This is a genomic window from Vibrio sp. St2 (assembly GCF_947311885.1).
GTDB classification, from domain to species: domain Bacteria; phylum Pseudomonadota; class Gammaproteobacteria; order Enterobacterales; family Vibrionaceae; genus Vibrio; species Vibrio coralliilyticus.
In genome coordinates this window covers 13,492-27,262 of the sequence record NZ_CAMZNA010000009.1, presented here as the reverse complement: position 1 = coordinate 27,262, position 13,771 = coordinate 13,492, and the positions used below count along the sequence as shown (strand labels likewise).

Annotated in this window: 11 protein-coding genes; 3 read left to right on the top strand and 8 right to left on the bottom strand. The window is 45.3% G+C overall.

What is annotated here, in order from left to right; all coding sequences use genetic code 11:
* The 4 genes from QMA41_RS20410 to QMA41_RS20395 all read right to left on the bottom strand — a co-directional run bounded on the left by QMA41_RS20410 (position 1) and on the right by QMA41_RS20395 (position 7,531).
* Entirely contained in the window at positions 1–2,058 is a 2,058-nt protein-coding gene (locus QMA41_RS20410) for a hybrid sensor histidine kinase/response regulator (RefSeq protein WP_281630480.1), read from the bottom strand.
* A 119-nt stretch (positions 2,059–2,177) separates the two neighbouring features.
* Positions 2,178–5,219, bottom strand: a complete 3,042-nt coding sequence (locus tag QMA41_RS20405; RefSeq protein ID WP_281630479.1) for an SMC family ATPase — start codon at positions 5,217–5,219, stop codon at positions 2,178–2,180.
* A gap of 9 nt (positions 5,220–5,228) precedes the next feature.
* On the bottom strand, positions 5,229–6,359 hold the full coding sequence (locus QMA41_RS20400; RefSeq protein WP_281630478.1) for an exonuclease SbcCD subunit D: 1,131 nt from the start codon (positions 6,357–6,359) through the stop codon (positions 5,229–5,231).
* A gap of 83 nt (positions 6,360–6,442) precedes the next feature.
* Positions 6,443–7,531 carry a ketoacyl-ACP synthase III gene (locus QMA41_RS20395; RefSeq protein WP_281630477.1) on the bottom strand — a complete coding sequence of 363 codons (1,089 nt, stop codon included), beginning with the start codon at positions 7,529–7,531 and terminating at the stop codon, positions 6,443–6,445.
* Positions 7,532–7,706: 175 nt separating this feature from the next.
* Between QMA41_RS20395 and trxC the strand changes: the two genes are divergently transcribed.
* A complete protein-coding gene (gene trxC / locus QMA41_RS20390) occupies positions 7,707–8,141 on the top strand; it encodes a thioredoxin TrxC (protein WP_281630476.1) in 435 nt (144 codons plus the stop codon).
* 200 nt (positions 8,142–8,341) lie between these two features.
* Complete coding sequence (locus QMA41_RS20385) at positions 8,342–9,502, top strand: MFS transporter (protein WP_281630475.1); 1,161 nt, start codon at positions 8,342–8,344, stop codon at positions 9,500–9,502.
* Between the two features lies 1 nt (position 9,503).
* Here the strand turns inward: QMA41_RS20385 and QMA41_RS20380 are convergent, their stop codons facing one another.
* Positions 9,504–9,896: a nitrous oxide-stimulated promoter family protein gene (locus QMA41_RS20380; protein WP_281630474.1), complete on the bottom strand. Its 393-nt coding sequence runs from the start codon at positions 9,894–9,896 to the stop codon at positions 9,504–9,506.
* Positions 9,896–10,411: a GNAT family N-acetyltransferase gene (locus tag QMA41_RS20375; protein ID WP_281630473.1), complete on the bottom strand. Its 516-nt coding sequence runs from the start codon at positions 10,409–10,411 to the stop codon at positions 9,896–9,898. Before QMA41_RS20375 ends, QMA41_RS20380 begins: the two co-directional genes overlap by 1 nt.
* A gap of 108 nt (positions 10,412–10,519) precedes the next feature.
* Between QMA41_RS20375 and QMA41_RS20370 the strand changes: the two genes are divergently transcribed.
* A complete protein-coding gene (locus tag QMA41_RS20370; RefSeq protein WP_021455888.1) occupies positions 10,520–10,957 on the top strand; it encodes a DUF4174 domain-containing protein in 438 nt (145 codons plus the stop codon).
* On the opposite strand, the gene nirD is transcribed toward QMA41_RS20370, so the two are convergent.
* A complete protein-coding gene (gene nirD, locus QMA41_RS20365) occupies positions 10,958–11,284 on the bottom strand; it encodes a nitrite reductase small subunit NirD (protein ID WP_281630472.1) in 327 nt (108 codons plus the stop codon).
* Positions 11,281–13,764, bottom strand: a complete 2,484-nt coding sequence (gene nirB / locus QMA41_RS20360) for a nitrite reductase large subunit NirB (protein WP_281630471.1) — start codon at positions 13,762–13,764, stop codon at positions 11,281–11,283. Before nirB ends, nirD begins: the two co-directional genes overlap by 4 nt.
* Between the last annotated feature and the right edge of the window lie 7 nt (positions 13,765–13,771).

Sequence of the window (13,771 nt, the reverse complement as noted above, 5' to 3'; positions counted from 1 at the left end):
TTAAATCCAGTTCGATATTTTATCCAGCAGTACTTCTGTACCGGCAGGCTTAATAATATAATCATTCATCCCTGACTGATGAATCTTATCGATAGCTACAGATGTAGAGTCACCAGTATGGCCTAAAATCGGGATATTGGCGTACTCACTATCTGATGAACGAATAGCATTCGCTGCATCAAGGCCATTCAGTTGTGGCATCTCAATATCCATTAGCACTAAATCGACAAGGTTGTTCTGCAGTTTATCTAACACTTCTTGCCCGTTCTGAGCTTGAATCACCTCAAACCCCTGCTGTTCTAAAAGTATCGACGTGTAAGTACGGAGTGAATGATTGTCGTCTGCAATGACAATCGTTTTGCCCACGCGGATTTCTTTTCTTGGGAGTAAGTTTCGGTCAGGCTCAGGAGACTCAAAGAACAATTCGTCCAAAACACGCCCTGGCTCTAGCGACATTCGATGCTTCTCAACAGGATAAATGGTGAGGTGCCTTTCTATATCGTTGTGATAGCGGTTGTTCTCATCGTAGAGAAACACGATTCTCGCTTCAGTAAAGTGAAGCTTATTCTCTAATGCTGCTAGTTGATCAGGTGAGGTTATCACTGCATCTAAATCGATGAATATCAAGTCGTATTCAAATTCGTATTCTTCCCTATTGTTTGCCAGCTCAAGGTCAACGGTGTTAAGGGTAAAGCCTTTGTAGAAAGACTGTTCATTGAGGAGCCGTGCAATAACACTTGTTTCCCCAACATAGAGGGCTGATTTAGATTTCATTAGATCCAGTTTTATATAATCGACTCTCGCAGAATGATAATGAGGGAACGTCAGCGTGAATTCAGTCCATTCATTCAACTCAGACCGACAGCTGATTCTGCCACCTAAAGCTTGCATCACTTTTCGACAAAATGGTAAACCGAGGCCATAACTGCCTGACTTACCGAAGGTATAGAAATCTTTAAAAATGTTTTCAAGCACTTCAGGGGCGATACCAACTCCATTATCCCGAAATACGATGGTACTGTTTTTGTCGGAGCACTTTATTTCAACAGTGATTTGGAAGTGATCGCCATTCTGATAATAAAAGGCATTTTTGAGAAGGTTATACAAGGCATACTTGATGAGCGTATCACTACCAAAAACTTCTGCATCCTGTTCACATTTGAACTGAACAGCCTGTTTGTCCTTTGTGCTTTTGTAAGCGAAGCTGGATAGAGAATCTTCCGTCACACGTTTCAAAGAATGCTTTCTGAATGTTGACGTTGATACACGGTTTTCATCAATAGAAGTTAACAGAAGATCAATGGTCTCATTACCATTCTGAATCACTTCATCCGCATCACTGAGTACTTCTCTCGCAATGGTTAATTCCTGATGAGACATTGAGTAAAATTCAGCAGTTTTGGACTTTTCATCAGGTAACAAGGAACTTAGCACGTCAAACGATGCTTTCAGTGCACTTAGCGGGTTACGCATTTCATGAGCGATTCCTGCGCCAAAGGACTTAGCTATAGATACTTTACTCTCATGTTCAACCTGATTACGGAAGTAAAACAGGTTCCCAAACACATATGTGAAGAGAAAAATCGGCAAATATGGCCACACAATCTTCTCCATGGCCAAACTAAAGTTAAATCCGTAGACGGTAATAAAAGCAAACAACAACGAAATCGCGGCTTGCAGAAGCATAATTCGTGTTTGATGAACAAGCAGAACATGGAGAAAAACTGAAGCCATAAACGACATCGCCCATATCGTCGACCATTCGTTCATAAACATCATATAGCTAAAGAAGTACGGCAAGCAGATCGCTATCGAGATGAGATAATATTGCGGCATATAACGCTGTATGTGTTTAGGGAGCGCATGCCGAAAAGCAATTATTGCGAATAGGAATGAACAGAAGAGCCTGAGCGTCAGGCTTTCGTATGGCTGAGGGAATAAGTAGGACCAGACGTAGTAGTAAGTTGGAAAGCCAAGCAACCCCATCCAACCTACGAGCGTGAGGTTTGGTTCTGCATACTGGTATACTTTGCGAACTGATTCCAGAACTGCTGTCATGAATGATCCTGATGCCAACTAAAAGAGCTGTTTTAAAGGCCGCTCGACTTTTATAGCTTTTAACTAATAACTAGCACATTTAGCCACTTCCGACCAGAATATCGGCCCTATTAACTACTTTATGCGACATTTACTTTCAATTCGCTTCCCACTCGGCTGGACTTCACATCGATACGCAATGACATCTGTTCTTTAAGCTCACTAACATGGGAAATTAAACCGATGGTTCTACCACTTTGCTGCAGGTCAATTAGCGTCTGGATGGCGAGATCTAACGACTCTGGATCTAAGCTGCCAAAACCTTCATCGATAAACAGCGTATCCAACCTGATACCGCCGCTGTACGATTGAACAACATCGGATAAACCAAGAGCCAAAGACAGCGCTGCCATGAAAGATTCCCCCCCTGATAAGGTTGCAACGTCCCTATTTTTTCCTGTGTAACTATCTTCTACCATCAGATCCAAGCCTCGCCCTGCCGCACCTTTGAAGCCTTCGGTTTTACGCGCAAGAATATAGCGCCCCTTACTCATCAGGCTGAGTCTCTGAGATGCTTGAATTAGAACATCATCCAGCAATACGCCAAGAACAAATCGATGCAAGCTAACCCGACTTCCAGTCTTACCACTAGCGACGTCATACAGGGTTCCATATACCCTGTACTCAGCTTCCAATTCCGCATTCTTTTCGTGCAGTAAGACAATATCACGACGAACTTTCTCAAATCGTTCAAACTTCGAACGAGTAGTATCTAGTGCATTTCTCGCTTCAACGTACTCTTGGCTGCTCAATTCAACAAGTTTTCCTAGCTCAATCAAATCTGGCACTTGCTGGTCTTTGAGCGTATATCTCAAATCCTCCAACGTCTGTTTCAGTTTAACTTCTGTTTTCGCGTGGGCTTCGACCACTGCTTTCCAACGCTCTATTTGTTCATCCGTCGCCTTACTGTTGAGGTAAGCCTGCTCATCCGCAAACTGTGCTTCTTCAATTGAGACATGCCATTTCGTTTCTGCTTTATCTAAGCTGCGTTTTGCTTCCGCTAAAAGCTGTGTGTTGCTCTGTCTTTGCCCTTCAAGCTCTGCATGATGCTTAGCAAGTATCTGTTGTTGCTCATTGGCGTGCTCTAATTGCTTTTGCAAAGTATCGATTGATGCTTTGGTTTGCTTATATTCATTGTCGACAGATTCCACAGATTGATGCTGTTCAGCAATGGACTGAACGAGCATGTCTAACCGCTGTTGAAGCGCCTGAAATGTTGCATCATGAGCAGACATCTCCTCTCTCAGGCGATTAATTTCATTGTCACCTTTTTCACAGCGTTGATTGAGCGTTGCAACCTCCGACTCCATCTGCTCAAGGTTAATTGAAACCAATCCAGCTAACTTAGCCTGACATTCAGAGTGCTGGTTCTGTACGAGATCTAAAGAGAGTTCTCTATGCTCCCCCAACTCTTCCTGAAACGCTTCAATTTGAGTTTTTTGACGAGAGATAAGGGCATTCTGTTGTTCCTCAATGCGAGTTTGTTCGTTTAAAGAGTTCAGGGACTGACGCTCTTGGTTACGATAAAACTCCACTTGCTCTTTAGTCACTTCTTGACCATCAAACGAAGCAGGGTTCGGGTGCTCATCACTGCCGCACACCGGACAAGGCATACCTTGTTGAAGCTTACTAGCAAGAACCGCTGCCTGAGCATTATGCCAGCGCATTTCATATTCATCCGCTTGCTTGCTATGCTCTTGCCAATCGACCGTCAACTGTTGTACACGAGCTTGAATGGGCTGAAGACCTTGCTCTAAAGTAGCCAATTCCTTAGACAACAACTGCAGTTTATTGAGGTCGGCAGTAAGACGCTGTAAGCGTGCAAGTTCAGACTCTACCGTTGCTTTACCTGCAATGGCTAGCTTCGCATTCTCAAGTTCTTGTTGAGCTTTAGATGCTTCTTGTAATAGCTTTTCTTTATGCGCCTGATATTTGATTAAGGTCGCATTGAACTCTTGTTTCTTGGCGACAGAATCTTTCAGGCTTTTATCCAACTCCAACTTTTCGTTTAACTTAACTTTGATGCCTTCTAGTTGGTAAAGCTTATCTGTCAATGTCGGAATTGATTGGGCTTGCAGCGCAAACGTATTCAACTGCTGTTTGTGCTCTTCTATCGCAGCACTCGAAAGTTGCAACGCTTTCTCAAGAGAACTGTCTTTTTCATTCAGTTCATGGACCTGTTTTGAGAATGAAGTCCAGTTGGTATAAGGCACGTCTAGCTTGGAAGCTTGCTGAGCGATGGCCAATTTTTGTTGAATTTGAGCGTTGCTATCGCTTTTCTCACTATGCTCTGACAGCGCTTTCTCTGCGCTTTGCAGCTTTTCAAATTCACCTTGTAATTGATTAGCTTTCTGTTGTGCTTCTTTGTTTTTATTCAACTTTTCAAGGGCTACCTTTTCACTCAAGCTCACCTCTTCAAGCAGCTTGGCGACAACATCAAGTTGCTCCGTTAACTCTTGTTCAGTGCTTGCTTCTGCCACTTGCAGGGCACCCCGAATCTGGTTATCAAACTCATCCTTTGATTTGCTGATCGCGCTCGCTTGGTCTTTCAGCGCAAACTCGATTTTCTTGTAAATATCAGTCTGGAACAATTGACCGAAGATCTCTTCCCTCTCTTTGGAGCTTGCAAGCAAGAGTTCACGAAACTTGCCCTGTGGTAACACCATCACCTGACGAAACTGAGTTTCATTCAGACCAATCAGTTCTGCGACCTCAACTTTAACCTGCGCTGTCTTGCTGGTTATCAGCTGCTCTTCATTCGTAATCTCATACAAAGAGGCAGTGTGCTTCCGTGTTGTTGTGCCTTCACCTCGGGCTTTAGGCGCGAGTTGATCGGGTGATCTCGTGACTCTGTAGCGCTTATCCTTAAGTGCGAACTCGAACACCACTTCGGTCGGTAACGAAACTGCTGCCATATCACAGCGCATCTGCGTCCCTTCTCTTTCATTACCTGTTGTTTGGCCGTACAAAGCAAAACAAATGGCATCTAGAATAGAAGTCTTACCTGAACCTGTTGGGCCGTTAATCAAAAACAGCGGATTGGAACCAAGCAGTGTAAAGTCGATGTTTTCAGTGTTAGCAAAAGGACCAAATGCCTGCATTGTCAGTGATAATGGTTTCATCGCTTGCCCTTATTGCTTTACCAGTTGTTTAATGATGTCGGTTATTGCGTGGTTTTGATCTTCATTTAGCTCACTATTTTGTGCTTCAAGGAAAAAATCTTTGAACATATCCACTTCACTACGAGCAAGCTTAGCCTGAGCCATTTCCTGTTCAATGCCCACTAACATACCTGGCTTTTCGATATGCAGAACATTTGGGTAAACCGCGCGAAGCTTTTCCATGGGGTTAAGAATGGCGTGTTTATCCAGCAAACGAACCAACAAGTAATCGTGATTATTCGGATCTGTTTTACCAGCGGCGATAACTTCGTCTAACTCCCCTTCGATGATCCGCATTTGGTGAGGAGCAATGAGATCAATGTGAGTTGCAGAAACAAAACCTTGTTCATTTAACTCAACCAACGTCATTCCTTTCTTCTGGTGTTGTTCGGAGAAGCTGTATTTCATTAGTGAGCCCGAGTAACGGATGTAATCTTCACCCTTTTTTTGCGGCTGGTGCAGATGGCCCAAAGCCACATAGTCAAAATCGACAAAATGCTCATGGCTGACTCGGTCTGAGCCGCCAATCGATAAAGGACGTTCGGACTCGGACTCAATCGCACCATCAACAAAGCAGTGGCTTATCAAGACATTCTTTTGATCGGGTTTGAACTGGGATTTAATCTCTTCACTCAGCAGTCGATGAGCGTCATCGTGCGTTGATACAGACTGGCCAAAATGATGGCGAACTAATTCAGGGTCGTTGTAGGGCATGCCATAAAAAGCCACTTCTCCAACGTCCGTATTCAAGACAACAGGTTCCAGCATCTCTTCAAAGTTTGAGATAATGTGCAAACCTGCCCCTTTCATCTGTGAGGAGCCAAAGCCTAATCGCTGAGCACCATCATGATTACCGGGTATCAGAATAATGGGTAGCTTCAGTTCGTTGCATACCTGACGGACGAATTCATTCATCAGCTCAATCGCAGCCGTTGGTGGGACCGAACGGTCGTAGATATCTCCAGCAATTACAAGAGCGTCAACGGTATTAGATTGCAGATATTCTATCAATTGAGCCAAAACGGCTTTTTGATCATCCAGAAGAGAAACATTGTGGAATTGGCGTCCGAGGTGCCAGTCAGAGGTGTGAAGAAACTTCATTTAAGCCCTGCATTATTCTTATCGTCTAGGGCAGGATAATACCATTCTGAACCGTCTACTATCCAGAATGGTATTGATTTTAACTAGCTTGGCGCATGCTCTTTACAGAACTTAATCGCTTCATCAAGCAATTCAAGTGCAGATTTATCACATTCGGGTAGCGCTGCGTCACTACTACCCAAAGGCGTTACACGGTCACCCCATTTTATATGACCAGCTCCCCACGTCAGTCCAGCGCCAAATGCGGCCAGCAGCAAGTTATCGCCAGGTTTAACGAATCCTTCCTCCATGGCTTCACACAACGCCAGTGGTACAGTAGCCGCTGACGTGTTGCCATATTTGTGGATGTTCACAAACGCTTTTTCCTGACTAATACCTGACAAATCACACAATGTTTGAATGATGCGAATGTTTGCCTGATGCGGGATCACTACGTCGACATCTTTGGTAGAGAGCTGGCTACGCGCAAGCACGTTTTGAGCCGCTGAACCCATGCCTTTAACGGCACGCTTAAAGATTTCTTTTCCTACGAAGTTGAATTCCCAATAGCCGTTATCTGCTGCAAAGCGATCCATCGAAGTACCAAATTTGGGTACAGAGAGAATATCACGCCCTTTTGAATCACAACCTAACTGAGCTTGCTGTAATCCAACAGGCTTATCTGTTTTGCTCAGCACGACAGCACCGGCGCCATCGCCGAACAATACCGCAGTATCACGCATGGTCCAGTCGATAAAGAAAGATAGACGCTCTGCACCTATGACCAAAGCGTTGTTATAGTTACCCGCCTGAATCATACGTGTCGCTGTCTCTAGGCTATAGAGAAAACCTGTACACGCAGCATTTAGATCAAACGCCGTGGTACCAATCATGCCAAGGTTCTGAGATACCTTTGACGCGATGTTCGGAATAAGAGAGTCTGGAGAACAGGTTGCGACGATAAGTAAATCAATATCACTCGCTTCAAGACCAGCGCATGCTAGCGCATGTTTGGCAGCCACCGTCGACATATCAGACGTATTAACATGGCTGATACGGCGATTCTCAATGCCTGTACGCGTGCGAATCCATTCATCTGAAGTGTCAAGGAATGTACTTAAATCATCGTTGGAGAGCGTGGTTGGCGGCACGCATTTACCCCAACCTGTTATTTCTGCGTAGAATGTTGTCATTCGAAGCCTTTTATTCTTATTTGAGTTAGCGGCCCATTCGATCTGTTCAGTAAGACTGATAGAACTCTTGGGTAAATACTATTTTCAGAGTATAACTAGCGATTATCTGTGGTGTCACCTAATTGGTAAAATAGACGTCACACTTGCGTAGAAAAACACAAACAAGAGAAAAGTCATGTCTACATTCAACACGCGTTGCCCTTCTTGCTCTGGCGTAAATCGTGTTCCTAATGAACGAGTATCTGAAAGCCCGAAATGCGGTAAATGCCAATCGGATTTACTGGACGGTGCGCCAGTTGAAGGAACCGAACTCAACTTTGATGCTATTTTGAACAGCAGACAACCCGTCGTCGTCGACTTTTGGGCGCCATGGTGTAACCCATGTGTCGGTTTCGCACCTGTATTTTCTGATGTCGCGAAAGAGCGAGCAAATAATGTTCGATTTGTAAAAATAGACACGGAAAGCCAGCAAAACCTTGCAGCTAAGTACCAAATTAGAAGCATTCCTACTGTCATGGTATTCAAAGATGGCAAAAGAGTTGATGTTATCAACGGAGCTCTACCTAAAGGCCAATTTGATCAGTGGCTTAATGAAGCTTTAACTAAGTAGCAGAAACAAAAATTTCCGCTCTAAAAGGCCGCTAGCATTCATCGCTAGCGGCCTTTTCTTTTATCTATAGCGAAAACTCGTGTCGAAAAATGATTTTTATCGACACGACTAAAATTATTCGTTTTACCCAATATCAAAATCGCTCCATAGTCGCGCCAAAAGACGTTCCATTTTATTAACTAACTCAAGAGGCTACGACGTTGGAAAACATTCTTGCTCCTGCACCAAAAGCTCGCATCTCAGTACCTGTTATCGCGCTGGCTCTTTATGCGGTAGCATCAGGCTACTTAATGAGCTTGATCCCACTTATGCTACCGGATTACGGGCTGGACAGCTCGTTGGCCAGTTGGTTAGCCAGTGTTTTCTATGCAGGTCTTTTAGTTGGTGCAATTGCGATTGAACCGTTAGTCACTCGATTAGGTCACAAGAACGCATTTGCTCTTTGTTTAAGTCTTTTCATCGCGACAATTTTCGCGTTGCCAGTATTTACCAACTCAGCGGCATGGATGTGTGCACGCTTTTTGGCTGGCATCTCTGTCGCAGGCGTATTCGTTATTGTCGAGTCATGGTTGCTACATGGTGATGAAGCAGCCAGAGCAAAACGTCTTGGTCTCTATATGGCGGCACTTTACGGTGGCAGTGCGATTGGCCAACTGGGCATTGGTATATTGGGTGTCAGCGGTGGCGTGCCTTTTATCGCTATCCTGACTCTACTGCTTCTCGCTATCGTGGTATTGCTATTTGGAGAAACTGATCAGCCAGAATCTGCACATACTGCCAATCTATCGTTCAAGCAGATTACTAGATTAAGCCATGCCGCGATTATTGGTTGCATTGTTTCTGGCCTGATCCTTGGTGCTATTTACGGCTTAATGCCATTGGAACTCTCGCAGCAAGGTATTGATCATGACGATTTAGGTGGATTGATGGCTCTTGTCATTCTTGGTGGTATGACAGTCCAGCCGGTTGTGCCATGGATGTCGAAATACTTTGGTCGAACCTTGTTGATGGCGTTCTTCTGCTTACTTGGCGCTGCGGCTATTAGCATGATTATGCTGGACGATAACATCCGAGTTTTAGCGGTAGGAATATTCTTGCTAGGTGTTGCTGCTTTTGCGTTGTACCCCATCGCAATCAACCTAGGCTGCGATAAATTGGACTCACAGTATATTGTTTCAGCAACACAAGTCATGCTGTTCAGCTATAGTGTAGGATCCGTTTTCGGACCAATCATTGCGGACTGGTACATGTCTGGTGACCATGGATTGATGGGCTACCTGTTCGCGATACTGCTGGCAACTTGCCTATATATGCTTGTTGCTAGCATCAAGACAAAACACCAAGCTGTCGCTGGTGAATAAATCACTCACCTATTTTCCTCTTATGCCGGTTAGACGCCCCTCTAGCCGGCTTTTCGGGCACTGCTCTGCGCTCGTGAACCAAATGCCGAATCGCAAGAATAGGATGAGGTAACAACATGCGCGGCCCGGCATAGCGCATAACTTGGCGCATTTGTTCTTTAGGTTCAGGCTTATAGCAATGAATCGGACACTTATTGCAGGTGGGCTTGTCTTGACCATACGGGCAGCGATCAAGCCTCGCCTCAGCGTACTCTTTCAGCTCTAGGCACGAGTGACACAAACAACCGTCTGGCAATCCATGGTGATCGCGACAATAAATCGCAATCATCGCACTGACCGTCTTAAACTCTGTCAGTAACTTGCCTTGTAATACATCCGAATGGGTAAACTTCATTAATCTGCGAACGACAATTGATATAAAAGTAAGTCAATTTTATCGCTTATTTGGCCTTGGACTTTGACATAGGTAAAGCCGAGTCGATTTAGCAGACTTTTGCTGGCTTCATTGTCCGAAGATGTTATCGCTACTAATTCTTCAATATCGCTGCGTTGTCTTGCGTACTCTACAACCGCTTGTCCAGCTTCTAAGCCATAGCCCTGACCAAATGAATCTGGCATAAAACCATAACCAATGTCATAGGCATCCAGCTCGTCGCGCTTAATCAAACCACAAACACCGAGCTGTTTACTGTCTGATTTACTTTCAACGACAAGCAAGCAAACACTTTTCGCCTCTCTCATCGCAAGCATATTGCTACGAATATATTCGACAGCATCGCCGCGGCTTCTAATGTGTTTGTCACCCACAAAGCGAAGGAAGCCTTCCGTGTTGTAGAGTGACTGAATAAAGACTGCATCCCCCTCGGTTGGTAAGCGCAGTTTCAAACGGTCAGTTTCTAGGTTTTCCATATCAGGTACTTATATATTACTCAGGTAAATGGTGAGCTTACCACCTACACTTAACGTAGAAAGTGATTGAGGTTTAGAAGCTCAATTCTTGTTTCACGGAGGCCAACTATGCGCTGTTTGATTATCACTCTATTGCTTATTCAGAGTATTGGACTTGCGTGGAGTTACCCCGCCTACTCACCGAAATGGGCCCACAGAAGCGTAATTTACTTTGCGCCAACCAACGACGAACATGTGAAGCAGTTTTTGCTTGAGACCCTAATCAATGAATGCGAACTATCCGACCGCGACGTTATTACTTTAGTCGTCACTCAAGATGGGTTTACCATTCCATCTTGGGTTAAGAACGAGTTTAACTTGCTAAGCATGTTTAGAGTCTATGATGTTGAGCCGGGTACACATACTGCAGTATTGATTGGCAAAGACGGTTCAGAAAAGTTGCGTTGGGGCAAAGAAACGGATTGGGAAAACATCAAGCAGACCATTGACTTAATGCCGATGCGCCAATATGAAATGGAGCAGAGGCCGAGCCCCTGCTCTGCTTAGCTAAAATAAAACCACAGCTCCTTCGTCAACTTCCACCGGCCAACATTTAATCTTTACGTCTGGTTGTTCAATACATTCACCTGTTGTTAGGCTGAAATGCTGCTTATAAAGGGGAGAAGCGACACACAGCTCTCCTTTAACATCACCGACTATGCCTCGATTCATGACGTAAGCCTTACCTATCGGGTCCCAGTTTTGTATCGCAAAAACACCTTTATCAGGAATTCGGAAAAGCGCCACTTGTTCGCCATCAATTAATGCAGCCCTACCTTCGTAGGGTACTAAGTCATCCAATCGGCATATTTTTAGTTTCTGTTCGGTAATCATAGCTCCTCCTTAACTGGAATTCGCTGTCCTCTGATTCGCTGGTAAGGGAGCGCTTGGCTCGTAGAATCATCATTGATGAACGGACGGAACTTGCTGAGCTTATCCGGATTTTCCAGTGTACTCTTCCACTCACATTGGTAGGTTTCGACAATGTGCTGCATTTGGCTTTCGAGTGAGTCACACAAGCCCAATGAATCCTCGATCACCACTTGTTTCAGATACTCAAGGCCGCCTTCAAGGTTTTCCATCCACACTGAGGTTCGTTGTAATCGGTCAGCAGTACTGACATAAAACATCAGCACCCGATCAATGAGTTGTACTAACTGCTCTTTAGTCAGGTCTGAAGCCAATATATCAGCATGTCTTGGGCGCATCCCCCCATTACCACACACATAAAGGTTCCAACCTTTTTCTGTAGCGATAACGCCAATGTCTTTGCTTTGCGCCTCTGCACATTCTCGCGTACAGCCTGAAACCGCGAACTTGATCTTATGAGGCGCACGCAAGCCTTTGTAGCGATTCTCCAATTCAATCGCTAACCCTACAGAGTCATCAACTCCATAGCGACACCATGTGGAACCCACGCAAGATTTTACTGTGCGAAGTGATTTCCCATAGGCGTGACCCGTTTCAAAGCCTGCATCGATCAGTGTTTGCCAGATCTCCGGTAGCTGCTCCACTTGTGCACCAAAAAGGTCGACTCGTTGACCGCCGGTGATCTTGGTATACAAATCAAACTTCTGCGCAACTTCACCGAGCACAATGAGTTTCTCCGGTGTAATCTCGCCACCGGCAACCCTAGGAACGACCGAATATGAGCCGTCTTTCTGTAGGTTTGCCATGAATGCATCATTCGAGTCTTGGAGCGCACTGTGTTGAGGCTCCATGATGTGTTCGTTCCAAAGAGAAGCAAAGACTGATGCTGCGGTTGGTTTGCACAGATCACACCCTAACCCTTTGCCATGCTTGCTCAATAGAGTGTCAAAGTCTTTGATTTGCTCGACCTGACAAATATGAAACATCTCTTGTCGAGACATTTCAAAGTGTTCGCAGACATGGTTATTGACTTCAACACCCATCGCCATTAGCTCAGCATCCAGTACTGTCTTAACCATATTGCTACAGCCACCACAGCCTGTCCCAGCCTTGGTTTGAGTTTTCAGAGTATCTAAATCATATGCGCCAGCCTGAATGGCCGACACTAAATCGCCTTTGGAAACGTTGTGGCAGGAACATATGATCGCTGTATCGTTCATTTCTCCTTGCAGCATACTGGTATCAAACAGGAGGTTGGCAGCGTGATCGGGAAGTTCAGTTTGATTCAGATAACATTGCAGTAGTGCATCGTAGTCTGAGTTGTCACCCACCAAGATCGCCCCGAGCAAAAATTTACCCGTTTCATCGACAACTAGCTTTTTGTAAACACCGGACACCGTGTCTTGCAGGGTCATCTCCTGTGCGCCTTCCGTCGCTTTATGAGCATCACCGATCGACGCCACATCGACACCAAGCAGTTTGAGCTTGGTGCTCATGTCAGCGCCCGTAAATCCTGTCGTTTCTCGTGCTGTGAGCTTGTCTGCCACTACCCGCGCCATGGCGTATCCGGGGGCTACCAGCCCAAATATCTTTTGTTGCCACAATGCGCACTCGCCAATGGCGTAGATGCTTGCGTCGCTTGTCTGACATTCATCATCAATCACAATGCCACCTCGCTCCCCCAATGTGAGCCCGGCTTCCCGACCAAGTGCGTCTTGTGGTCGTATACCTGCGGAAAACACTATGACATCCACTTCCAATGGTTCAGCGTCTTTGAACACCAAACGATGTCGAGCGGTTTCGCCATCGCAGATCTTTTCTGTGATCATTGAGTTGTGAACGCTCAGCCCCATGGCTTCGATTTTTTCTTTTAGCACAGTGCCCGCTCCGTCATCGAGCTGGACGGGCATCAAGCGTGGCGCAAATTCCACAACGTGGGTCTTAACCCCAAGCAGTTTCAACGCATTTGCAGCTTCAAGACCTAGCAATCCACCGCCAATAACCGCACCTGTTTTCGCCCCTTGGCACGCTTGTTTGATCCGAGAAAGATCTTCCAAAGTACGATAAACAAAGATGTCTTCCCTGTCTTTGCCTTCAATCGGCGGAACAAAAGGATACGAACCTGTCGCAAGCACCAACTGGTCGTAGCCAAGAATATCTTCGCCATCCAGTACAATACGTTTAGCCTGCTTATCGATAGAAGTGACCTGACTACCCAGAACCAACTCAATCCCGTGCCTCTGATACCATTCCTCACTACTCAGCATTAGATCCTGATGAGATTTTCCCGAAAACAAAGACGACAATTGAACTCGGTCGTAGGCAATAAACCTCTCTTCACCAATCACGGTGATCTTCTTTTCCAAATCCGCCCCACGCTCGACGAGCTGTGCGACAAAGTGGTGGCCGACCATGCCATTACCGACAATCACTACATGTTCCATACTCACG